This window comes from Citrobacter sp. Colony219 (assembly GCF_019382635.1).
GTDB classification, from domain to species: domain Bacteria; phylum Pseudomonadota; class Gammaproteobacteria; order Enterobacterales; family Enterobacteriaceae; genus Citrobacter; species Citrobacter youngae.
Window position 1 is genome coordinate 2,501,932 of the sequence record NZ_CP080033.1, and the last position, 23,339, is coordinate 2,525,270.

At 51.7% G+C, this 23,339-nt stretch carries 21 protein-coding genes; 4 read left to right on the top strand and 17 right to left on the bottom strand.

The window, feature by feature from the left end; all coding sequences use genetic code 11:
- Nucleotides 1–81: 81 nt before the first annotated feature.
- The 11 genes from dtpA to blr all read right to left on the bottom strand — a co-directional run bounded on the left by dtpA (nt 82) and on the right by blr (nt 9,636).
- The gene (gene dtpA / locus JTI85_RS11110) at nt 82–1,587 is read right to left on the bottom strand and encodes a dipeptide/tripeptide permease DtpA (protein ID WP_048211750.1); all 1,506 of its coding nucleotides are present in this window, start codon (nt 1,585–1,587) and stop codon (nt 82–84) included.
- Nucleotides 1,588–2,198: 611 nt separating this feature from the next.
- On the bottom strand, nt 2,199–2,834 hold the full coding sequence (gene nth, locus JTI85_RS11115) for an endonuclease III (RefSeq protein ID WP_048211749.1): 636 nt from the start codon (nt 2,832–2,834) through the stop codon (nt 2,199–2,201).
- Nucleotides 2,834–3,526, bottom strand: coding sequence for an electron transport complex subunit E (locus tag JTI85_RS11120; RefSeq protein ID WP_048211748.1), 693 nt, complete (start codon nt 3,524–3,526; stop codon nt 2,834–2,836). The genes nth and JTI85_RS11120 overlap by 1 nt, the downstream gene beginning before the upstream one ends.
- Nucleotides 3,527–3,528: 2 nt before the next feature.
- Nucleotides 3,529–4,149 (bottom strand): electron transport complex subunit RsxG, encoded by a 621-nt coding sequence (gene rsxG / locus JTI85_RS11125; protein ID WP_048211747.1) that lies wholly within the window; start codon nt 4,147–4,149, stop codon nt 3,529–3,531.
- Nucleotides 4,150–4,158: 9 nt separating this feature from the next.
- A complete protein-coding gene (gene rsxD / locus JTI85_RS11130; protein ID WP_219351483.1) occupies nt 4,159–5,211 on the bottom strand; it encodes an electron transport complex subunit RsxD in 1,053 nt (350 codons plus the stop codon).
- Nucleotides 5,212–7,236, bottom strand: a complete 2,025-nt coding sequence (rsxC, locus tag JTI85_RS11135) for an electron transport complex subunit RsxC (RefSeq protein ID WP_137346379.1) — start codon at nt 7,234–7,236, stop codon at nt 5,212–5,214. It lies immediately after the preceding gene.
- Complete coding sequence (rsxB, locus tag JTI85_RS11140) at nt 7,229–7,807, bottom strand: electron transport complex subunit RsxB (RefSeq protein ID WP_005121200.1); 579 nt, start codon at nt 7,805–7,807, stop codon at nt 7,229–7,231. Before rsxB ends, rsxC begins: the two co-directional genes overlap by 8 nt.
- The gene (rsxA, locus tag JTI85_RS11145; RefSeq protein ID WP_005121199.1) at nt 7,807–8,388 is read right to left on the bottom strand and encodes an electron transport complex subunit RsxA; all 582 of its coding nucleotides are present in this window, start codon (nt 8,386–8,388) and stop codon (nt 7,807–7,809) included. Before rsxA ends, rsxB begins: the two co-directional genes overlap by 1 nt.
- Nucleotides 8,389–8,464: 76 nt before the next feature.
- Nucleotides 8,465–8,905: a DUF2569 domain-containing protein gene (locus JTI85_RS11150; protein WP_101742575.1), complete on the bottom strand. Its 441-nt coding sequence runs from the start codon at nt 8,903–8,905 to the stop codon at nt 8,465–8,467.
- A gap of 91 nt (nt 8,906–8,996) precedes the next feature.
- The gene (gene ydgT, locus JTI85_RS11155) at nt 8,997–9,212 is read right to left on the bottom strand and encodes a transcription modulator YdgT (RefSeq protein ID WP_003832804.1); all 216 of its coding nucleotides are present in this window, start codon (nt 9,210–9,212) and stop codon (nt 8,997–8,999) included.
- A 298-nt stretch (nt 9,213–9,510) separates the two neighbouring features.
- Complete coding sequence (gene blr / locus JTI85_RS11160; RefSeq protein ID WP_040233850.1) at nt 9,511–9,636, bottom strand: division septum protein Blr; 126 nt, start codon at nt 9,634–9,636, stop codon at nt 9,511–9,513.
- A gap of 241 nt (nt 9,637–9,877) precedes the next feature.
- On the opposite strand from blr, the gene JTI85_RS11165 reads away from it, so the two are divergent.
- Nucleotides 9,878–10,918, top strand: a complete 1,041-nt coding sequence (locus JTI85_RS11165) for an oxidoreductase (RefSeq protein WP_048211743.1) — start codon at nt 9,878–9,880, stop codon at nt 10,916–10,918.
- Between the two features lie 90 nt (nt 10,919–11,008).
- Here the strand turns inward: JTI85_RS11165 and add are convergent, their stop codons facing one another.
- The 3 genes from add to malX all read right to left on the bottom strand — a co-directional run bounded on the left by add (nt 11,009) and on the right by malX (nt 14,886).
- On the bottom strand, nt 11,009–12,010 hold the full coding sequence (gene add, locus JTI85_RS11170; protein WP_048211742.1) for an adenosine deaminase: 1,002 nt from the start codon (nt 12,008–12,010) through the stop codon (nt 11,009–11,011).
- A 100-nt stretch (nt 12,011–12,110) separates the two neighbouring features.
- Nucleotides 12,111–13,283 carry a MalY/PatB family protein gene (locus tag JTI85_RS11175; RefSeq protein ID WP_101742536.1) on the bottom strand — a complete coding sequence of 391 codons (1,173 nt, stop codon included), beginning with the start codon at nt 13,281–13,283 and terminating at the stop codon, nt 12,111–12,113.
- Nucleotides 13,284–13,293: 10 nt separating this feature from the next.
- Nucleotides 13,294–14,886 carry a maltose/glucose-specific PTS transporter subunit IIBC gene (gene malX, locus JTI85_RS11180; protein WP_219351485.1) on the bottom strand — a complete coding sequence of 531 codons (1,593 nt, stop codon included), beginning with the start codon at nt 14,884–14,886 and terminating at the stop codon, nt 13,294–13,296.
- 169 nt (nt 14,887–15,055) lie between these two features.
- On the opposite strand from malX, the gene JTI85_RS11185 reads away from it, so the two are divergent.
- On the top strand, nt 15,056–16,084 hold the full coding sequence (locus tag JTI85_RS11185; RefSeq protein ID WP_048211739.1) for a Mal regulon transcriptional regulator MalI: 1,029 nt from the start codon (nt 15,056–15,058) through the stop codon (nt 16,082–16,084).
- 57 nt (nt 16,085–16,141) lie between these two features.
- Here JTI85_RS11185 and JTI85_RS11190 read toward each other — a convergent pair whose 3' ends face one another.
- Nucleotides 16,142–17,650: a YdgA family protein gene (locus JTI85_RS11190; RefSeq protein ID WP_172743583.1), complete on the bottom strand. Its 1,509-nt coding sequence runs from the start codon at nt 17,648–17,650 to the stop codon at nt 16,142–16,144.
- A 107-nt stretch (nt 17,651–17,757) separates the two neighbouring features.
- Nucleotides 17,758–18,933, bottom strand: coding sequence for a mannose-6-phosphate isomerase (gene manA / locus JTI85_RS11195; RefSeq protein WP_005121190.1), 1,176 nt, complete (start codon nt 18,931–18,933; stop codon nt 17,758–17,760).
- Nucleotides 18,934–19,196: 263 nt separating this feature from the next.
- On the opposite strand from manA, the gene fumB reads away from it, so the two are divergent.
- Entirely contained in the window at nt 19,197–20,843 is a 1,647-nt protein-coding gene (gene fumB / locus JTI85_RS11200) for a class I fumarate hydratase (protein ID WP_048211738.1), read from the top strand.
- Between the two features lie 141 nt (nt 20,844–20,984).
- Nucleotides 20,985–22,388 (top strand): class II fumarate hydratase, encoded by a 1,404-nt coding sequence (gene fumC / locus JTI85_RS11205; protein ID WP_219351486.1) that lies wholly within the window; start codon nt 20,985–20,987, stop codon nt 22,386–22,388.
- On the opposite strand, the gene tus is transcribed toward fumC, so the two are convergent.
- Complete coding sequence (tus, locus tag JTI85_RS11210) at nt 22,385–23,314, bottom strand: DNA replication terminus site-binding protein (RefSeq protein WP_101742531.1); 930 nt, start codon at nt 23,312–23,314, stop codon at nt 22,385–22,387. The genes fumC and tus overlap by 4 nt on opposite strands.
- Between the last annotated feature and the right edge of the window lie 25 nt (nt 23,315–23,339).

Consider the following 23,339-nt stretch of genomic DNA (forward strand, 5'->3'; position numbering starts at 1 on the left):
ATACCGTATGGTAGTGCTACCTGGAGCAAAAAAAAAGCCGCTAACAACAGTTAGCGGCCTGAAATTAAGTTTCCCTGAGAATTACGCTGTTGCGGCCTTAGCGGCTTTCTCATCGGCTTCGTCGTCCTGAGTCATACGATTCAGTTTCGGTGCCGTCAGCAGCATCAGAACAGCGATAACCGCCGTTGCAACACCAATCTGCAGGAACACGCGACCGTAGACTTCCAAAGACATCAGCGGATCGGTCACATTCTCCGGAACCGCCATCATGTTAGCCACGTAACCACCGATGATGTTTGCACCGGCAGTGGTCAGGAACCAGCTACCCATAATGAAGCCCATCAGACGCTGTGGAACCAACTGTGCCACCATCGCCAGGCCCAGACCAGAAATCATCAGTTCACCGATACTTTGCAGACCGTAGCAGATGATCAGCCAGTTAACAGAAACGATGCCCGCATCGGTCGCGAATTTAGCGCCCAGCGGCAGGATCAGGAACGCACCGGAACACAGCACCATACCAATCGCAAATTTGGTTGGCATCGGCAGCGTATCGCCCATCTTGTTATAGATAGCGGCGAGGATTGGGCTACCAATGATGATCCAGAACGGGTTCAGCGCCTGGTACTGTTCAGGTTCGAAAGCAATGCCAAGAATAGAGTGCTCAACGTTACGAATCGCAAAGAAGTTCAGTGAGGTCGGCATCTGGCTGTACAGCACGAAGAAGATAATCGCTTCCAGCATCAGAATGAAGGCGACGATCATTTTACGACGGGCAGCACCGTGCATGGTGAAGGCTTCTTTACCGAAGATAAATACGATACCGATAGCAATTACACCCAGAACCATACGTGCGATCTGCTGGTTGTGCAGCAGCCAGGTCGCAATCGCGATCAGCACCACAACGCCAACGATAGTCAGCAGCAGGTTACGGAAGTTGATCGGCTCAAAGTCAGGCTTGGAACCGTACTGTTTAACCCAGCGCTGGCAGAAGGCGAAGTTAACAACGGTGATCAGCATACCCACAACGCTCAGGGCGAACGCGGTGCTCCAACCGTAACGCGCTGCCAGCCACGGTGTTGCCAGCATAGAGAAGAATGAGCCGATGTTGACGGACATGTAGTACATGGTGAATGCACCATCAAGACGCGGGTCATCTTTGGCATAGCAGGTAGAAAGCAGGGAAGATGGGTTCGCTTTAAACAGGCCGTTACCGACCGCGATGGCTGCCATACCCATATAAACGATACCCGCATCGTGACCAGACCATGCAACCAGCGCATAACCAATGGCCAGGACAACGGCACCCAGCATAATGACGCGTTTTGTACCCAGAACTTTATCACCTAACCAGCCACCAATGGCAACAAGGCCATACACCAGGGCGCTAAAGGAGGAGAAAAGGGTGATGGAATCAGCTTCTGACATACCCAGTTGCTTCACCAGGTAGACGGCCATAATCCCTTGCAGGCCGTAATAACCAAAACGTTCCCATAGCTCAATTGAGAAAATGAGATAGAACGCTTTTGGTTGTTTGAAGGCGTTTAAACTGACGCTTTCTGTTGGTTTATTGTTTGCAGTAGACACTTTTACCTCTTTTTTTACATCCCATATCAACGGGGGTGTTCTGGTACGTGATGAGTCAAGTTCATCCGTCCGATTGTTATAGTGGGAGGGGAAACGGCAAGTAATGTTCACTATCTTGACCATTCAGACAAGGGGTTTGTAATAATCTGTTACATATAACTCAGATGGTGAAATCGTCGGGGCTGAGAAATGTTATCCAGCGTTAAATTTCTTCATATGGAGAATGGCAGATTTTTACACTGTCAGGATGGGGTTAAAATGGGAATGTGGCGATATGTTCTGCTATTTTGGCTTGAAGGTAGTGATATGGTCCATTATCTGAAAAATAGCCAGTGTAATGTTTTGTATCGAAACGAACCTGTCAGGTCATCTGATTGTCATTTTAACTACAAAATAATAAATATTTTACATAATGTTATCAGGGTGATCTTGATCACGGATGGATAGAAATTTCTACTATTAAAAAAACGATTAACCTACTCAGGTGTTAGTTCACAAGAATATTACATTAGATATGCAGGAAGGTACGGCATCATTGTCGGGAAATTAACGGTTGAGAAGTGCATAACTAATCGTTATGAAATAGGGGCCAGCGTTGTGGCCCCATGTTGTCAGATATCGACTTTTTCTTTGAATTCGCAAAGATCTTCGATAATGCAGGAACCGCAACGTGGTTTTCTGGCTATGCAGGTGTAGCGACCATGAAGAATTAACCAGTGGTGGCAATCGACTTTAAATTCACTGGGGACGACTTTCAGCAGTTTCTCTTCGACCTGTTCGACGTTTTTACCTGGGGCAAATTGTGTCCGGTTACATACCCGGAAAATGTGGGTATCTACGGCAATCGTTGGCCAGCCGAAGGCGGTATTTAACACTACATTCGCCGTCTTGCGCCCAACGCCAGGCAGGGCTTCTAATGCGGCTCTGTCTTCCGGAACCTCGCCATTGTGCTTTTCCAGTAAAATGCGGCAGGTTTTAATCACGTTCTCCGCTTTGCTGTTAAACAAACCGATTGTCTTGATGTAGGACTTAACACCTTCAACGCCGAGTTCCAGCATCGCGGCAGGCGTATTAGCGACGGGGTAAAGCTTAGCCGTTGCTTTATTGACGCTGACATCGGTGGCCTGCGCGGAGAGCAAGACCGAAATCAGCAGTTCAAACGGTGATGTAAAATTAAGCTCGGTTGTCGGATGTGGATTGTTATCACGCAGGCGCGTCAGTATTTCCAGCCGTTTTGCTTTGTTCATTACACATTCCCTGTTTCACCCGCCGGGTCTGCTGCCATAGCGGCCTCGGCACGACGCTTCTTCATCTTTTCATCAATCAGATACTTAACAGCCAGCATCAGCCCCAGGCCAATGAATGCACCCGGCGGTAGCATGGCCAGCAGAAATGGTGTGTCAGTATGGAAGATCTCCACACGCAGGACTTTGGCCCAATTGCCCAGCAGTCCGTCTGCGCCGTCGAACAATGTACCGTTACCTATGATTTCACGCAGCGATCCGAGAACAAACATGGCGCCGGTCGCCCCCATGCCAATAGAAAAACCATCGAGCGCGGATAAAGCAGGGCCCTTTTTAGCGGCAAAGGCTTCTGCGCGGCCAACAACAATACAGTTGGTCACAATCAAGGGGATAAAGATACCCAAAGACTGATACAGGCCAAAGGCGTAGGCATTGATAAGCATTTGTACCGCACTCACTACGGAGGCGATGATCATGACATAAATGGGAATACGGATTTCGGGCGGTGTCCAGCGGCGTAGCGCTGAAATTGTCAGGTTTGTCAGGGTCAACACCAGCGTAGTCGCAAGCCCCAGACCTAACGCATTGGTTGCAGTAGAGGTAACGGCCAGCAACGGGCACATCCCGAGTAACTGTACAAGGGCGGAGTTATTTTTCCAAAGCCCCTGAACAATGACGTCTTTAATTTCGCTCATGGTTATTCTCCACAGGCGCTAAGTTGAGGAAGTTGCGCAGGCAGAGTCTGCGCATATAAACCGGCGCGTTTTACTGCATTCACTACCGCACGCGGCGTGATGGTTGCGCCCGTAAACTGGTCAAAGTCGCCGCCGTCTTTTTTCACCGCCCAGTGAGGGTCGTTCTCTGCACTAATCGTTTTGCCGCTAAAATGGGTTATCCAGTCTGACAGACGTAACTCGATTTTATCACCGAGGCCTGGTGTTTCATGATGTTCTGTTACCCGCGTACCCAGCACAGTACCGTTGAAATCTACACCAACCAGAAGTTGAATTGCGCCGGAATAACCATCGGGGGCCGTAGCCTCCAGAATTGCCGCAACCGGACGATCGTCCTGGCGGGCAATATACACTCGGTGGCTGCCTTTGCCTAACGCTGGCGCATCGACCAGATAACAACTCTCAGGCAAGTTATTATTGTAGCGTTCGCCAGGCAGAACCTGATCGAACAGTGCTTTTTGCTGCAGCGCGGCCTGTTCATCAATAGTGGACTTGGTTAATTGATTGATTGCCGCGGTTAACCCCGTCGAGCCCGCAGCAAACAGCGCCAGTGTAATACCGTGTTTACGAATCGTTTTCAGCATAGGGAGTCCTTAGCGATGTCCGTACACGTGAGGGCGAGTGTAATAATCAATCAGCGGAACCGTGATATTTGCCAGCAATACGGCAAAAGCCACACCATCAGGATAACCGCCAAAACTACGAATCAGCCAGACCAACAGACCCGCAAGCGCGCCAAAAATCAGGCGACCACGGTTGGTAGTTGATGCCGTAACGGGATCGGTAAGAATAAAGAATGCACCCAGCATGGTGGCGCCGGAAAGCAGGTGCAACTGCGGTGATGCCAGAGAGTCTGGCGAGAAAATCCAGCCTAACGTGGCGCAAACAGCGAGCGATATCAGGAAGCTCACCGGGATGTGCCAACGAATCGCTTTCTGCCATAACAACACGATGCCGCCCGCGAGCCAGGCAAGGTTAACCCACTGCCAACCCGCGCCCGCGAGCATGCCGCTGTAAATCGGATACTTCATCACCTGTTCAACGGTACGCCCTGCATGTAGTGACGTCTTAAAGGTATCGAGAGGCGTTGCCTGACTGATGCCGTCGATCCCTATACGGAGCGTGTTCATATCGCTGCCGCCAGCCGTATGTCCGGTAAAGATAACGTTTAAAGCATCAAAAAATCCGGGCACCGTAGCGGCAATTTCATGCGGTGGCAGCCAGCTTGTCATCTGCACCGGGAATGAGATCAAAAGAACAACATAACCAATCATTGCCGGATTAAATGGATTCTGCCCAAGACCGCCATACAGTTGCTTGGCAATGATAACGGCGAAGACGGTACCCAGGATCACCATCCACCACGGAGCCAGGGGAGGAATACTGACGGCAAGCAGCAACCCTGTAAGCAGGGCGGAGTTGTCTTTCAGGATCGCGGCAACGGGCTGTTTACGTAGTTTAAGCACGCCCGCTTCGGCGGCGATGGCACTGACCGATGCCAGCACTATCTGGAACAATGTACCCCAGCCGAAGAACCACCATTGAGCGGCAATTCCTGGTAATGCAGCAATCAGAACCAGCATCATGATACGCGATGTCTGACGCTGGTTATGGGTATAAGGGGAGCTAGCTATTCTGAATACCATTTATTCCTCGTTTACAACCTGCTGCTGTGCGGCTTTCTTTGCCTGAGCGCGAGCAATAGCGGCCGCAACGGCGGCTTTACGTGGATCAATCGGCTCGGCTGTTTCCGTTACTGCCTGCTGCTCAAGCTTGCGGGCTTTGGCACGGGCAATTGCGGCTTCGACGGCAGCTTTGCGCGGGTCAACCGGTTCGGTTGTTTCCGTGGCTGCCTGCTGCTCAAGCTTGCGGGCTTTGGCACGGGCAATTGCGGCTTCGACGGCGGCTTTGCGCGGATCAACCGGTTCGGTTGTTTCCGTAGCTGCCTGCTGCTCAAGCTTGCGGGCTTTGGCTCGGGCAATTGCGGCTTCGACGGCAGCTTTGCGTGGATCCGCACCCGCTCTGCTGTCCTCATCTTTTGATGGATTATCAGTGCGTGCGGCGCGAGCCTGCGCTTTTCGCGCTTCACGTGCGGCAATCACTGCGCTGTTATCAGGTTTTTCACCCGCCTGAATGACAACCGGCTGCATAGCCTGGGCCTGTTTCTCTTTCACGCGAGCCAGTGCAGCAGCGATGGCATCATGATCTTTCGCTGCAGGTTGTACAGCTGCGTTTTTATGCCGCTCAAGACGCGCTGCTTTTTCACGTTCAAGGCGCGCCTGTCGGGCTTCAAATCGCGCTTTTGCTTCAGCCGCTCGTTTTTCTTCCTGACTAATGGCGTAAATCTCGGCTTTTTCCTGACGGAAATACTGCACCAGTGGAATATTGCTTGGACATACCCAGGCGCAGGCACCGCATTCAATGCAGTCAGCAATGTTGTGGGTTGTCGCTTTATCATGCTGCTGGCCTTTACTGAACCAGTAAAGTTGCTGCGGCAGAAGATCGGCAGGGCAGGCATCGGCACAGGCGCTACAGCGAATACAGCCTTTTTCTTCCTGCGGTTCACCCATTTCACTGGCAGAAGGCGCAAGCAGGCAGTTGCTGATCTTCACGATGGGAACATCCAGCCAGGGCAGGGTAAAGCCCATCAGCGGACCGCCCATGATCACCATCTGGTCAGCAGAAGGACAGAAACCTGCATCATTGAGCAGGTGACGAACAGGCGTGCCCAATCGCGCCCAAACGTTGCCCGGGCGGCTGACTGCTTCGCCCGTTAGCGTGACCACACGCTCGGTGATTGGCTCGCCGTCAATAACGGCCCGCTTGACAGCATAGGCAGTCCCCACGTTTTGCATCAGCACCCCGATATCGGAGGAACGTCCACCGTGAGGAACCTGTTTCCCGGTCAGGATTTGCGTCAGTTGTTTGGCACCGCCTGACGGGTATTTAGTGGGAATGACTCGTAAACTGATATCGTGAGAATCAGCCAACACTGCGCGCAGCATGGAGATAGCCTGCGGTTTGTTATCTTCAATACCCAGCAGGACTTCGCGCGGTTGAAGAATATGAGCAAGTATGCGGATACCTTCGACCACCTGGGCCGCGCAATCTTGCATTAAGCGGTCATCGGCGGTGATGTAGGGTTCACATTCAGCGGCGTTGATGATCAGTGTTTCAATTTTATCACCGCCACCCTGCAATTTGACGCCGGTTGGAAAACCTGCGCCGCCGAGTCCGGCAACACCGAATTGGTGAATACGGGCTATGAGCTCCTCGCGGCTGCGGGCACGATAATTTGCCCAGCCGTCACGCTCAATCCAGCGATCTTCGCCGTCCGCATCAATGATGACGCTAAGTTCAGCTAAAGCCGAAGGATGCGCGGTAGAGTGCGGGGCAATGGCAACAACGGTGCCGGAGGTCGGGGCGTGTACGGGCAACATTCTGCCGCGCCCACGGGTTAGCGCCTGACCACGCAGCACGGTGTCGCCCACATTGACACACAGTTCACCTTCAGCGCCAATATGCTGCTTCAACGGAATAATAAAGCGCGGAGCCAGCGGAACCTGCCGCAGCGGTGTCCCGTTAGACTGGGTTTTCATTTCAGGTGGGTGAATGCCGCCATCAAAGTCCCAGATTTTATTTTTTCTGAATGCGGAGAATAACTTAAGCATGTTGTTCCACAGGAATGATGCGCACAGGAATAGTGTTTAAATCCCACTTCCAGCTGTCAGGCGTCTCGGCGACCGGGCGTAATTCGATACATTGGGTCGGGCACGGATCAACGCACAAATTGCATCCGGTGCACAGATCGCTCATCACCGTGTGCATGGCACGCGTAGCGCCCACGATGGCATCGACCGGGCAGGCCTGAATGCATTTTGTGCAGCCGATACAGTTATTTTCATCAATCACCGCCAGCATACGAACGGGGGTAGCATCCTGCTCATCACCATCAATAGGTTGCGGATCGACGTTCAACAGGGTCGCAATTTTTAGCATCACCGCTTCGCCACCAGGGGCGCATCGGTTGATTTTTTCGCCCTGACAGCCAATAGCTTCAGCATAAGGACGGCAGCCCGGATAACCGCACTGCCCACACTGGCTTTGCGGGAGAATTTCATCAATTTTCTCCACGACTGGATCATCCTCGACGGCAAATCGACGAGAGGCATAACCCAAAATAGCGCCGAACGCCAGACCCAGCAGACTCACTGCGGCAACGGCAATCCAGATAGCATTCATTACAACTTCACCAAACCACTAAAGCCCATAAAGGCCAAAGACATTAAACCAGCGGTAATCAGCGCAATCGCATTACCGCGGAAGGGGGCAGGAACGTCTGCCACGGCGAGGCGTTCGCGAATTGCGGCAAACAGAACCATCACCAGTGAGAAGCCGACGGCGGCGGAAAAACCGTACAGCGCCGACTGTAAAAAATTATGCCCGAGGTTGATGTTCAGCAACGCTACACCTAATACCGCGCAGTTAGTGGTGATCAGCGGTAAGAAGATCCCCAGCAGGCGATACAGCGCAGGGCTGGTTTTGCGTACAACCATCTCGGTAAATTGTACCACCACGGCGATGACCAGAATGAAGGCCAGCGTGCGCAGGTAGATGAGATCGAGCGGGATGAGGATCCAGGTGTCAATCAGCCATGCGCATATGGATGCCAGCGTCATTACAAAGGTCGTGGCGAGGCCCATACCCATTGCGGTTTCCAGTTTTTTGGAAACGCCCATAAAGGGGCATAAGCCCAGAAACTTGACCAGTACAAAGTTATTGACCAGTACAGTTCCGACAAACAGCAGCAGGTAATCAGTCATTTTTCGGCCTGAAATAAAAAAGCCGCCTATTATCTGACAATCTACAACAGGCGACAACAGGTTAACTGTAGGGTTATTACGGGTTCACAAACGTCGTCTTAACGCGTTGCGAGCGTTTGAAATAGGGTACCAGCAGCGCAGCCGCTAACAAAGGGAACAGCAGTTGACGCACGGCAAACGCATCCGGAACAGGTGAGAATGCAAACGCTTTAATTGCCAGTAACACCGAGATCAGCAGCCATATAATATAGTGTTTTGGCACACAGACTCTGCGTTTGAAAAACGCGATGGTCAGCCACAGCGTGTAGTACCACATGGCGATAGCGGTAATAAAGGAGACGCCCCATAGCAGCAAATTCGTCGTACTTTGCTCGCTCAGCGTGTGGAATGTCTGCGGTGTGGACAACGCAGTGACATACAGCAGTAACGCCAGCGAAGCACTTAACAACGCGACTAACAGCCAGGCCAATGGCCCAAGTAGCCAGCCTCCGATACGTTGTGCCGGTGTTGTAGTCATTTCATCTCCAGGTTTACGCGCGCGAACAGACATGCCGTTCATTTTGGGGCAATTATTATAAAGCTTTTAACGCCAGGCGCTACTGTCTTGTTTATTGCACGTAATGCCAGACGGATTTGGGTACCTGGCCAACATCGAACAGGCGGCCTCCCGAAATGAGCTCGGCACGGCGGTGGTCTGCAGCGCGATACATATTGATAATGTCGCTATCGTCAGTAAGTGTGTAGTTAAGATGATCGAACAATTTTTCCAGACTTTCTAGCGAACTGATTTTGCGGAATTTTAATAAGTAATCCTGAACAGTCATAAAAGGCAATCCATATTAATAAAATAATACTAACGGAGTAGTAAATATTAAAAAACAACCAACGTTGTACAGGTAAACGCGAATTTGCGCGCAAATGTAAGAAGAGTTTTCAACCCTGTGGGAATCCAGGCGCTATTTACGCCTGCGGAAAGGGTAACGCGCTTCACGATCGCAGGCAATACGCGCTGGAGCGGGATGCGGCATAATTCGCTTTTTTTTTGACAAAAAATGATCTTTTACAGCCCTACCCAGCAACCATCGCGGAGTTAACTGCCAGGCTATAACGGGCTGCGTATATTTATTTTTTCTGTACTGCAGCGACGGGTTCCGGTGGTTGGTAGTTGTCAATATGATTGGCAACACCCAACAGGATCACGGAGACCACAAGAACAATCCAACCTGTTAACTCAATAAGACGATTCATTACTGACGACATTTGCTTTGATTTATCCATAAACACAGGTAGCAAATGTTACTTATCAATAAATGATACAGCAAGAGCATTGGGAACGATTTCGATGACTTTTTCGCGGCAAGTTAACTCTAAGTGGCATATGTTTGACTTAAGTTAAGCAACAACCTTTGTAGCGCAAAGGTTATTAAACTATTGTGGCGCTACTATCTATGGTGTGAAATAGGCCAGATCTGAATTGAGAGGCAAAAACATGAGTGACAACATCCGCGTTGGGCTAATCGGTTACGGTTATGCCAGTAAAACTTTCCATGCCCCCCTGATTGTGGGCACTCCGGGTCTGGAACTGGTTGCGGTGTCCAGTAGTGATGAAACAAAAGTGAAGGCGGACTGGCCTTCGGTGGCGGTTGTTACTGAGCCTAAACACCTGTTTAACGATCCGAGTATCGACCTGATTGTGATCCCTACACCCAATGATACACACTTCCCGCTGGCGAAAGCGGCGCTGGAAGCAGGTAAGCATGTGGTTGTTGATAAGCCTTTCACTGTGACACTGTCACAAGCACGCGAGCTGGATGCTCTGGCCAGAAGCGTAGGGCGCCTGCTTTCTGTCTTCCATAACCGTCGCTGGGACAGCGATTTTCTGACGCTGAAAGCCTTGCTGGCTGATGGCGCGTTGGGTGAGGTGGCTTATTTTGAATCTCATTTCGATCGCTTCCGCCCGCAGGTCCGTGACCGCTGGCGTGAACAGGGTGGCCCGGGGAGTGGTATCTGGTATGACTTAGCGCCGCATCTTTTAGATCAGGCAATTAACCTGTTTGGCTTGCCGGTGAGTCTGACGGTCGATCTGGCACAGCTCCGTCCAGGGGCGCAGTCGACAGATTACTTCCATGCCATCCTGACGTATCCGCAGCGTCGGGTGATTCTGCACGGAACGATGCTGGCAGCGGCTGAGTCTGCTCGTTATATCGTTCACGGATCGCGTGGCAGTTATGTGAAGTATGGTCTGGACCCACAAGAGGAACGTCTTAAAAATGGTGAGCGGCTGCCACAGGAAGACTGGGGTTATGACATGCGTGATGGTGTACTGACACGCATGGAAGGTGATGAGCAGGTGGAAGAAACCTGGTTAACCGTGCCAGGTAATTATCCGGCTTACTATGCGGGAATCCGTGATGCGCTGAATGGTAACGGCGAGAACCCGGTTCCAGCCAGACAAGCCATTCAAATCATGGAACTGATTGAGTTGGGCATTGAATCGGCGAAACACCGATCGACGCTGTGCCTTGCCTGATAATGCCAATGTCGGATGTCGAGGCATCTTATCTGGCCTACAATGCAATGTAGGCCAGATAAGCGTTAGCGCCATCCGGCAATAAAGCCATTACGCTGCAGCGACTTTCTCACGCAGTGCTTGTTTCTCTTCATTGCTCAGGAACGCCATTTCCAGGCCATTGATTTGCGCCTGGCGAATCTGTTCACGCGTCAATCCTGCAGCCGGAGCGGCTACGGTGTATTCGTGAATAATATCCACACCCTGAACCGCCGGGTCGTCCGTATTCAGACTGGCCAGTACACCGTGTTCAAGGAATGTTTTCAGCGGATGCGTCGTCAGTGAGGCGACGGTACTGGTTTGAATATTCGATGTCAGGCAGGATTCAATGCCGATGCGCTGCTCGGCGAGAAAATCCATCAGGGCGCGATCTTCGACGGCTTTTACGCCGTGGCCAATACGTTCTGCTCCCAGTTCTCTGATAGCTTGCCAGATGCTTTCCGGGCCTGCCGCTTCACCTGCATGAACCGTGATATGCCAGCCAGCGTCGCGTGCACGGTTGAAATGGGACAGGAACAAACTGCCCGGGAAACCGAGTTCATCGCCGGCCAAATCCAGTGCGGTGATGTGATCACGATGCGCTAACAGTGCATCCAGTTCCTGCAAACAGGCAGCTTCGCCGAAAGTACGGCTCATAATTCCAATTAAGCGAGCTTCAACGCCGAACGTTTTACAGCCTTCGCGTACGCCTGCAATAACAGCTTCAACCACACCTGCAACGGGGAGTTGATGGGCCATCGCCATATAGCCTGGGGAAAAACGTAGTTCAACGTAATGCAGACCATTACGTGCGGCATCCTCAATATTCTCAAATGCGACGCGGCGACAGGCATCCAGCGAGGCCAGCACTTTGACACCCCAGTCAAGCTTTGACAAAAAACTGACCAAATCAGGCTCAGTTGACGTTACCTGCACGTGAGGGATCAGCATTTCAAGTGTTTGAGCAGGAAGCGTTAAATTAAACTGACGACCAAGATCCAGGATCGTTTGGGCACGGATGTTCCCATCAAGGTGGCGATGGACGTCGGTTAAAGGAAGGGAAGTATCAATCATGGTCGCACTCATGTTTTTAGGTAAAGTGCGCAGTATTATAAGAATAAATCGGGATAAAAATCTATGTTGCGCAATGATTAATTTCATTGCGCAACTTTAGTTAGCGCAGAGAGCGCAGGGCGTTAATTAATCCCTGAACACCTTTCTCAAGTTTTGAGCGGGGGCATCCGGTATTCAGACGTACAAAACCGCACCCTTCCTCTCCGTAGGTCGAACCTGGCATGATCGCCACTTTTTGCTGGTGGATAAGCGCATTTTGTAACGCCTGGTCATCAACCCTGAGCGGACGTAAATCTATCCAGGCCAGATAGGTGGATTGCGGGATCTGCCAGTTAAGTTCAGGGAACGCGGTATTAAGTTCATCAGCAACATAATGCAGGTTGCCGACAAGATAATCCCGTAAGGCATCCAACCAGCGCTCACCTTGCTGATAGGCGGCAATATGTGCGGTGAGTGCCAGCACCGCAGGGGAAGACAATCCATCGCGTCCCTTTAGCGCACTGAGATAATCGTTGCGACTATTGGCGTCTTCGATGATCCCATACGCTCCGGTTAATGCCGGGATATTGAAGCTCTTGGAGCCGGAGGTGAGTAGCGCCCAGTCGCCGCGTGCGACATTGATCCACGGGATATGCGGTTGCTCTCCCCAAACCATATCCATATGGATTTCATCGGAAATGACGTTGACACCATGTCGCTGGCATAAGTCAGCCATGGTTTCCAGTTCCTCGTGCGTCCACACTTTGCCCGTTGGATTTTGTGGGCTACACAGCAGAAGAATTTTACTCTCTGGCCGTGAGAGAGCTGCTTCCAGCTTTGCCATGTCGCAATACCAACCGTCGCTCCGCTTTTCCAGACCGACGGGGAGCACTGTGCGCTGGTTGCCCTCGATGGCCTTGTAGAATGCATCGTAAGCTGGCGTATGGACAACTACCGCGTCGCCAGCAGACGACCACTGGCGGATGAGTTCTGAGACCATATAGATAACTGAGGGGCCATATACCAGCGATTGAGGATCGATCCGGGTATTGTGACGAGTTAGAAACCAGTGGCTAATGGCCGCCAAAAACTCGTCATTTTTCCAGCGGCTGTATCCTAATACACCGTGTGACAGGCGCTGTGTCAGCGCCTCCAGAATGCAAGGGGCCGTAGCAAAATCCATATCAGAGATGGTGAACGGCAGCAGATCGGCAGTGCCAAAACGGTCGGCAACGTAATCCCACTGAGTACACCAGGTACCATGCCTGTCCACAACCTTTGAAAAATCAAACATGTCGTTGTCCTCACGCCTGTACGGTGTTCATCAGAACTGCGATTTCGTCTTTCACTGACTGGACCTGCGGGCCAATAACGACCTGAAGGTTATGCTGATTGAGCTGTACCACGCCAATGGCCCGGTTGTCTTTTAGTGCCTGGACATTTACGCGTGACATATCTTTGACCGACAAGCGCAAACGCGTAATGCAGTTATCCAGACTAACGATATTCTCCGCGCCACCCAATGCCGCCAGAATTGCCGGGACATTGTAGCCAGATTTACCGGGTGTGCCTGCCATCACTTTCTCGATATTGCTGGCAATTTCGACATCACGGCCCGGTGTCTTCAGATTAAAGCGGGTGATCGCGAAGCGGAAGATAACGTAGTACACCGCAAACCAGATGGCCGCGACAACAGGGACCAGATACCACTTGGTGGACAACCCGTGCAGGATCCCGAACACCACGAAGTCAATCAGGTTACCGTCTGTGTTGCCGATAGTTACACCGAGCAACGCCATCACGGTAAAGCCGAGGCCGGTCAATAAGGCGTGGATCACGTACAGAACTGGGGCAACAAACAAGAACAAGAATTCCAGTGGTTCGGTGGTACCGCCAATGACGCAGGCAATCAGACCAGAAATTAATAACCCTTTAATTTTATGTCGATTCTCAGGACGAGCACAGTGATACATCGCTAATGCTGCACCCGGCAAACCACCGAGGAACGCCGGCATTTTGCCCTGAGACAGGAAGCGGGTTGCGCTTTCAGAGAAGCCTTGCGTTGTCGGGCAGCTCAGCTGCGCCTGGAAAATAGTCAATGCGCCACTGACGCTATGACCACACACTTCCTGGGTACCGCCCGCTTCAGTAAAACGAATGAGGGCCACCAGAATATGGTGCAGGCCAAAAGGCAGCAGCAGGCGTTCGCCGGTACCAAACAGCATCGGACCAAATTCACCTGCGCTGTTGATGATATTGCCGAGCCCGGTAATACCCATCGCAAATACAGGCCAGATCAGAGGGATAACTAATCCAACCAGTCCCATGACCAGTGAAGAGATGATGGGGACAAAACGGGTGCCGCCGAAGAAAGCCAATGCGTCCGGCAGACGGATATTGTGGAAGCGTTCATGCAGCATCCAGACAATGATCCCAGCGATGACGGCACCGAGGATCCCGGTGTCGATCGACTGGATCCCCAGGATGTTTTGGATGTTATTGGCCTTCAGGATTGCTGCATCAGTGGTAGGTAAAATCCCTTTCGCCGTCAACCAGAAGTTAACGGCAAGGTTCATGACTGCATAACCAACAAACCCGCCAAATGCCGCCACACCTTTGTTCTCGCGCGCCAGACCGAGAGGAATAGCAATACAAAACATCACGGGTAAGAAACTAAAGGCGAAAGAGCCGACTTTACTCATCCAGGTAAAAAGAGCCTGAAGCACCGGGTTACCCAATGCGGGGATCAGCGTTAAGACATCATGACTGCTTAATGAACTGCCGATCCCCAACATGATCCCGCAGAAGGAGAGCAGAGCCACGGGCAACATAAAGGTTTTGCCCAACTGCTGGAAAAATTCCCATAACGTTATTTTTGGTGTGGTTCTCGTCGTCATCTAACGACTCCTCGTGAAAGCTCGGTGACTAATGATGGCGAGAAGATAAAACGTTTTACCTAATTTTAGTGCGGTATAAATCACATTATCGAATGATAATACGGCGTATAACTATAACCGATTGATAAAACGTTTTATCCGTCACGTTATCAGGGAGTTTTCTGTTTTTATGGCTATAGCCAAAAAAATAACCATTCATGATGTTGCGCTGGCTGCCGGGGTTTCGGTCAGTACAGTCTCATTGGTGCTTAGTGGAAAAGGGCGTATCTCATCCGCAACCGGGGAGCGGGTAAACGCAGCCATTGAGCAGTTGGGGTTCGTACGTAATCGTCAGGCATCGGTGCTGCGTGGCGGTCAGAGTGGTGTGGTCGGGCTGATTGTGCGCGATCTGTCTGCGCCATTTTATGCTGAACTGACGGCAGGCCTGACGGAAGCATTAGAAGCACAGGGTCGGATGGTCTTTCTTTTACACGGCGGCAAAGACGGTGAACAATTGGCTCAGCGTTTTGCGATGCTACTTAATCAGGGCGTGGATGGCGTAGTCATTGCAGGTGCAGCTGATAGCAGTGATGCGCTGCGACAACTGGCTGAAGAAAAAGGGATTCCGGTCGTATTTGCCTCACGAGCCAGTTACCTGGATGACGTCGACACGGTACGACCCGACAACATGCAGGCAGCGCAATTGTTGGTTGAGCATCTCATTCGGCACGGTCACCAGCGAATCGCGTGGCTGGGGGGGCAGAGTTCTTCTTTAACCCGCGCAGAGCGTGTCGGCGGCTATTGTGCGACGCTGCTAAAATATGGTTTACCGTTTCATAGTGATTGGGTTCTGGAGTGTTCATCCAGTCAAAAGCAGGCTGCCGAAGCCGTTGCTGCACTGTTACGCCGCAACCCGACGATCAGCGCCGTAGTGTGTTACAACGAAACCATCGCTGTTGGTGCCTGGTTTGGTCTGATGAGAGCGGGGCGTCAGAGCGGCGAAATTGGCGTCGATCGCTATTTTGAACAGCAAGTCTCACTGGCCGGATTTGCGGATGTGGCGGAAAACGCGCTGGATGACATTCCCATTATCTGGGCCAGTACCCCGGCACGCGAAATGGGTTATACCCTGGCTGAACGTATACTGCAGCGCATTGGTAATGATGACAGCCATTCTCGCAATCTGACGCTTTCCGCCCGACTGGTCACGCAGAAGTAGCTTGCCGAAGATCAAAAGCCCGATAAGCGGTATTATCGGGCCTGGTTCAGAGAAGAATTACTGTTGTGGAACTGCCGGAGCATCCGGTTCGCCAAGGGTCGGCATACCGAACATACCAACAAACTCATCCAGCGGCATCTTCTGCCCGTTGAGCGTTACCTGGCCATTGGTGTACTGCAGGCTGGAGCCGATAGTGTTGTCCTGCATCGTGGTAATGCGGAACATCTGCCCCATCGCAGCCATGCCATTGACCTGCTGTTTAGCCAGCTCCGCGGCTTGCTCCTGCTGATAGCCCTCAATTTTGGCTATCTGTGTCATGAACTCAGTCGCCATATCCACAGGAATAGTCAGCTTCGCGTCCAGTGATTTGACTGAACGATCCACTTCCTGAGCCAGCGTTTGTGGCTCTTCTTTGGTCGCGGTTGGATCTTTGAGCAGCAGCGACAGATTAAACGTCGTTTCGCCTTTCGCATTTTTCCAGCTTAACGGCGCAATGGTGATTACTGGTTCACCTTTCATCAGAATGGGCAGCGCATTAAAGAACGCTTCCGTGACTTTCTGCTGATACAGCTCTGGGTTTTGGACGACATCAATCTGCGACATTAGCACCTTGGTTTGGGCACTGTACTGCTGGCTGAACTGATGCAGGGCTTCACCGTCAATCTGACCCACTTTCAGCGTTAGCTTACCGCTACCCAAATCCTGACCCTGTAATTTAAGGCTGTTCAGGGTGTAATCCAACTGACTGTTCACGGTTTTTCCATCGTTAATCAGATCGGATTTACCATCAATTCCCATCCCTTCCAGCACGGCCAGTTCTTTGCCTTCGACCGATATCGACAGCTTATCGAGAGACAGCTTCTGGTCGCCGATGCGTTCACCAAAACTGGCGACACTGCTGGACCCTTCGGTTGTCAGGTTATTAAAGGTAATTTGCACTTTCTGATCGTATTCGTTGACTGCATTAACCTGACCGCTTTGCGCAGTGCCTGTCAGGGAAACCGCGTTACCGTCTTTATCTGCGGTGAACTGGAATTCCCCACCGCTGAAGGCCACTTTTTCGTCGCCTTTCTCGTAGTTCAACGGTTTAAGGGAAAGATCGGAACGGGTGTCGCCACTATAGCTAATACGGGAGTTGATGATGAAAGGAGACTCGCCTTTGGCTATATCAAACAACGACTTAGTGACATCGTTATTCACCAGTGTTGTTCTCACCGAAGCCATAGCAGGAATGAGGTTCAATGACTTAAGCTGGGTTAACGGGAAGGGGCCGTGATCCACCGTTTCATCCAGAACGATAGTTTGGCCTGCTTTCAGCCATGCGTTTTCCTGTCCGGCGATGGGCTTCACTACCAGTTGCAGTTGGCTATTGAACACGCCGCGCTGGTAGTTTTGATAACTCAGTTCAATTCCTGCCTCAGGTGAGTAGCGTTTGATCTGATCATTTGCCTGCGTCACCATCTCAGCGAGATGCGTTTCCAGTTTCTTTCCGGTGTACCAGGCGCCGCCCGTCCAGACGATACCCAGCGCAACCACCACACCCGCAGCTACCAGCGATTTTTTCATTTCGATATCCATAAAATAAAACCAGGCGTTTGAAGACGCCTGGAGGAGTGACATGTTTTTAACTCTCTACTAGCTTAGCAAGAGTTGTCAAAAATATCAGTATCTTGCTAGAGCTTGTTGTAAACACGCGCTAAACGGCCGACGCCGCTGACACTTATTGGCGATTCATTCGCACTAATAAATGCGGATTCACCCGGTTTTAGTACCAGACGTTGATCGCCTTTACTCAGTAGCGCTTCACCTTCGATGCAGAACAAAATCGCCGCGCTGTGCTGGCTAATTACGGCTTCTCCGGCAGACAGTTCATGCAGGGAGAAGGCGAAATCATCAACCGGGATCGGGAAGTCGAGTTCACCACCGGTTTTGACCGGCGTGGTCAACAGTTGGTTCGCCGGTTTTGCGACAAATTTAACGTTGGCCACCAGCTCCGGAATATCGATATATTTCGGTGTCAGCCCTGCACGCAGCACGTTATCTGAGTTTGCCATGACCTCAAGTGCCACACCTTGCAGATAGGCGTGCGGCGTTTCGGCGAACAGGAACATCGCTTCGCCAGGATTTAGCTTCACCACATTCAGCAGCAGTGGGGAGAAAAGACCGCTGTCGTTCGGGTAGACATCAGCGATAAGGCGAATAGTCTGCCACGGTTCGCCTTGCTGGCTGTTAAGGGCTGATTTCAGTATTGCCAGTGCATGCGATTTTTCCTGGTCCTGCATATTTAACAGGCTGGCGAAAAGGTAGCTCAGGCGTTCGGCACCGGGTTCCTGCAAAAAGTGAGCAATGGCAGGATGTGCGCCCGCAACCGGTTGTAACAACGCAACGATGTCAGAGAACTCGCGAAACGCATTCATCGCCAGGAATGGCGTCAGGGCAAAAACCAGTTCTGGCTTGTGGTTCGGATCTTTGTAGTTACGCTCAGCGGCATCCATCGGGATCCCGGCAGCGTTTTCTTTGGCGAAACCTATCTCAGAGTTGTGTTTGTTTGGATGGACCTGAATAGAAAGGGGTTGAGCGGCGCAGAGCACTTTAAACAGGAAGGGCAGTTCGCCAAAGCGTTTTGCTACCGCATCGCCCAACAGTGCGGATTTATCGTGCTCGATAACATCGCGCAGAGCAACGGGTTGGCCATCGGCCCCTTGAACCTGAGAGCTGCTTTTCGGATGAGCACCCATCCACAGCTCGGCCATTGGCTGCTGGGTTGGGTTGGCAATGCCATAAAGTTCCGTTAACGCAGTTTTACTTCCCCAGGCGTAGTGTTGCACTGAGTTGATCAGTTTTTGCATTATCAATGCCCTGTTTCAATGTTGAAAAATCTCTGGCTATTAAACCAAGAAACCCCGGTCGAAGTAACCTACACGTGCAAAAAGTCGTACTAGTCTCAGTTTTTGTTAAAAAATTGTGTAGGATATGGTGACTCGCTTTTAATACCCTGAGTAATTCTGGTTGCAGAAAGCCATATCTTCTACAACCCGATCTGCGGCAGGGAAGCAGGGCAATGGAACATCTGCCCAGAGAATAACCAGACCGAGCAGTAAGTGAGAGCACAATGTCAAACAAACCCTTTCATTATCAGCATCCTTTTCCCCTCAAAAAGGATGATACCGAATACTATCTGCTGACCAGCGACCATGTTTCCGTTGCCGAATTTGAAGGGCAGGAGATTGTCAAAGTTGCGCCTGAGGCTTTAACTTTGCTGGCTCGCCAGGCGTTTCATGACGCATCGTTTATGCTGCGTCCTGCTCATCAGCAGCAGGTTGCAGACATTCTGCGTGATCCGGATGCCAGCGAAAACGATAAATATGTCGCCCTGCAATTCCTGCGTAACTCTGATATCGCGGCAAAGGGCATTCTGCCGACATGTCAGGACACCGGCACGGCGATTATCGTGGGTAAAAAAGGACAGCGTGTCTGGACTGGCGGCGGTGACGAAGCGGCGCTGGCGCGTGGGGTTTATAACACCTACATCGAAGATAACCTGCGCTATTCACAAAACGCCGCGCTGGATATGTACAAAGAGGTGAACACCGGTACCAATCTGCCAGCACAGATTGACTTGTATACCGTCGACGGCGATGAATATAAATTCCTGTGTATTGCCAAAGGCGGCGGTTCGGCGAACAAAACCTATCTGTACCAGGAAACCAAAGCGCTGCTCACGCCAGGCAAATTAAAAAATTACCTGGTGGAGAAGATGCGTACGCTGGGAACAGCAGCTTGCCCGCCGTACCACATCGCGTTTGTGATCGGTGGAACATCCGCAGAAGCCACGCTGAAAACGGTGAAACTGGCGTCGGCGAAATACTATGATGAGCTGCCGACCGAAGGTAACGAACATGGCCAGGCATTCCGTGATGTGGTGCTGGAAAAAGAGCTGCTGATTGAGGCACAGAATTTAGGGCTGGGCGCGCAGTTTGGCGGAAAGTACTTTGCTCATGATATCCGTGTAATCCGCCTGCCGCGTCACGGCGCGTCGTGTCCGGTCGGTATGGGGGTCTCTTGCTCTGCTGACCGTAATATCAAAGCCAAAATCAACCGTGAAGGGATCTGGATTGAGAAGCTCGAACACAATCCTGGCAAATATATCCCGGAAGAACTGCGTCAGGCAGGCGAAGGCGAAGCCGTGCGTGTCGACCTGAACCGTCCGATGAAGGATATCCTGGCACAGTTGTCGCAATATCCGGTTTCTACCCGCTTGTCGCTGAATGGTACGATCATCGTTGGACGTGACATAGCGCATGCGAAACTGAAAGAACGTCTGGATAACGGCGAAAGTTTGCCGCAGTATGTTAAAGATCACCCAATCTATTACGCCGGACCGGCAAAAACGCCGGAAGGTTATGCATCTGGCTCGCTTGGTCCAACCACTGCCGGACGTATGGACTCGTATGTTGACCAGCTTCAGGCCGCGGGCGGGAGTATGATCATGCTGGCAAAAGGAAACCGCAGTCAGCAGGTTACTGACGCTTGCCATAAACATGGCGGTTTCTACTTAGGCAGCATTGGTGGGCCAGCGGCCGTGCTGGCTCAGGGCAGTATCAAGAGTCTGGAGTGCGTGGAATATCCCGAACTGGGGATGGAAGCCATCTGGAAAATTGAAGTGGAAGATTTCCCGGCGTTTATCCTGGTGGATGACAAAGGGAACGATTTCTTCCAGCAAATTCAGACGTCGCAGTGCGCACGCTGCGTTAAGTAACGTCAGCCGCCCTACGGGGCGGTTTTTTTTACCGCACGAACCACCAAACGACAGTTTTTTCCTCGTTAATACTCATAAGACCAATGCAAGTGGGCAATGTCGAAACATAACCTAATCAATCGTTAATATAAGGAGCAGGTAATGGTAACGGTACGCCGCGAGAATGATTCAATGGGTGCGATCGATGTCCCGGCCGATAAACTCTGGGGCGCGCAAACGCAACGATCGCTGGAGCATTTTCGCATTTCAACAGAGAAAATGCCGGTTTCGCTGATCCACGCGTTGGCGCTGACTAAACGGGCCGCTGCGAAGGTTAACCAGGATTTGGGGTTGCTGGCTGCGGAAAAAGCCTCCGCCATCATGCAGGCTGCAGACGAGGTTCTGGCAGACAAACATCGTGATGAGTTTCCGCTGGCTATCTGGCAGACCGGCTCCGGCACGCAAAGCAATATGAATATGAATGAGGTGCTGGCAAACCGGGCCAGCGAATTGTTGGGCGGCGTGCGGGGGATGGAGCGAAAAATACATCCGAACGATGACGTCAACAAAAGCCAAAGTTCAAATGATGTTTTTCCCACGGCAATGCATGTCGCCGCGCTGTTGGCTTTGCGTGAGCATCTGATCCCTCAACTGAATGTGTTGACCACCACGTTACGTGAAAAATCGCATGCCTTCGCCGACATTGTCAAAATCGGCAGAACCCATTTACAGGATGCGACGCCCCTGACGCTGGGTCAGGAAATCTCAGGCTGGGTGGCCATGCTGGAACATAACCTGAAGCATATTGAACATAGTCTGCCACACGTTGCTGAACTGGCGTTGGGCGGTACGGCGGTAGGGACCGGGCTGAACACCCACCCGGAATATGCCGAGCGGGTTGCGGTTGAACTGGCTGTGTTGACCTCTGCACCTTTTGTCACCGCGCCGAATAAATTTGAAGCGCTTGCCACCTGCGATGCCCTGGTTCATGCCCACGGCGCGCTCAAAGGCCTGGCTGCATCGCTGATGAAAATCGCCAACGATGTACGCTGGCTGGCATCCGGTCCGCGCTGCGGCATTGGCGAAATATCTATTCCTGAAAATGAACCGGGCAGTTCCATCATGCCGGGTAAGGTTAACCCGACACAATGTGAAGCCCTGACTATGCTGTGCTGTCAGGTTATGGGTAACGATGTTGCCGTTAATATCGGCGGGGCGTCAGGGAATTTTGAACTGAACGTCTATCGCCCGATGGTTATCCACAACTTCCTGCAATCGGTTCGCCTGTTGGCTGATGGTATGGAAAGCTTCAACGAACACTGTGCGACAGGGATCGAGCCAAATCGTGAACGCATTGATCAGCTGCTCAACGAATCACTGATGCTGGTAACCGCGTTAAACACTCATATCGGTTACGATAAAGCGGCTGAGATTGCTAAAAAGGCGCATAAAGAAGGACTGACCTTAAAAGCGTCAGCCCTGGCGCTGGGATATTTAACCGAGGTCGAATTCGACAGTTGGGTCCGCCCGGAACTGATGGTCGGTAGCATGCGACCGGGTCGTTAATCCGCTACATACAGGTGCAGCCGTGGGATAATCAGTCTTAACGGTTGTGCCTGAGGTTTAAAACGGTGCTGAACATTGTCAGCATCGTAGTTCAGTAATCCTCCGATATCCGGCACCGTCATGCCGTTTTCGTTATTTACTAGCGCAATTAATGGCGTCGGGCAGGCATATTGCACCTGTTTTTGCTGCCCTTTGTACCAGACTCGGGCGATGGGTTGTACTTTGACCGGGCGTTTGATCTTCAATTTTGCCTGCTGTGGCAGGGCAGCGATGTCCTGGTATTCACGCTCAAGCCTGGCCTGCCACTCTTCGCGTGTCCACGGATGCACGCTGCGTGGTGATGTCAGGCTCTTTTCCAGTTGTTGCAGTACCTCATCACGTGTCAGGTTCTTAATAATATGCTTGTTGGCCCAGCCAAATCGCAGGGTAGCCGGATCTCTGACGACCGTTAGCGTCCGATAGGCGTTCAACGTAATCAGCCCCGGTAGGTGGCGGTGCACCCATTCAAAACGCGCCGCCGATGGCAGACCAGAATCTACGGTGACAATACGCTCAAAGGTGGTTTTAAGCTGATTAATACGTTGTATTTGCTCTTCCAGCACGACTTGTGTGCCGGTATTCACCTGATAGCAGAGTACCCCCGGCAGGCGGACAGCCGCCTTGCTGCTGCGATTCTCGGACTGCTGTTGAATAAACAGGTGGCGAAAGTGGCGTAGTGCCAGGGTTTCCGCCTCTTTACCCAAGTGCTGTTTAACGTCGATGGTTTCCAGTGGCGCGTGTTCTGCCTCTTTCACCACTTCCGGCAACGAGAACACGCGAGCAATCAGCAGCGCCTGCTGTTGCAATTGCCCGGTGAGGTGTGCCAGTTCTTGTTCCATCTGGCGAAAGGTTCCGTTTAAGCGTTCGACAAGATCATAGCGAGACATAGGCTTACCATTTTAGTTACAACAT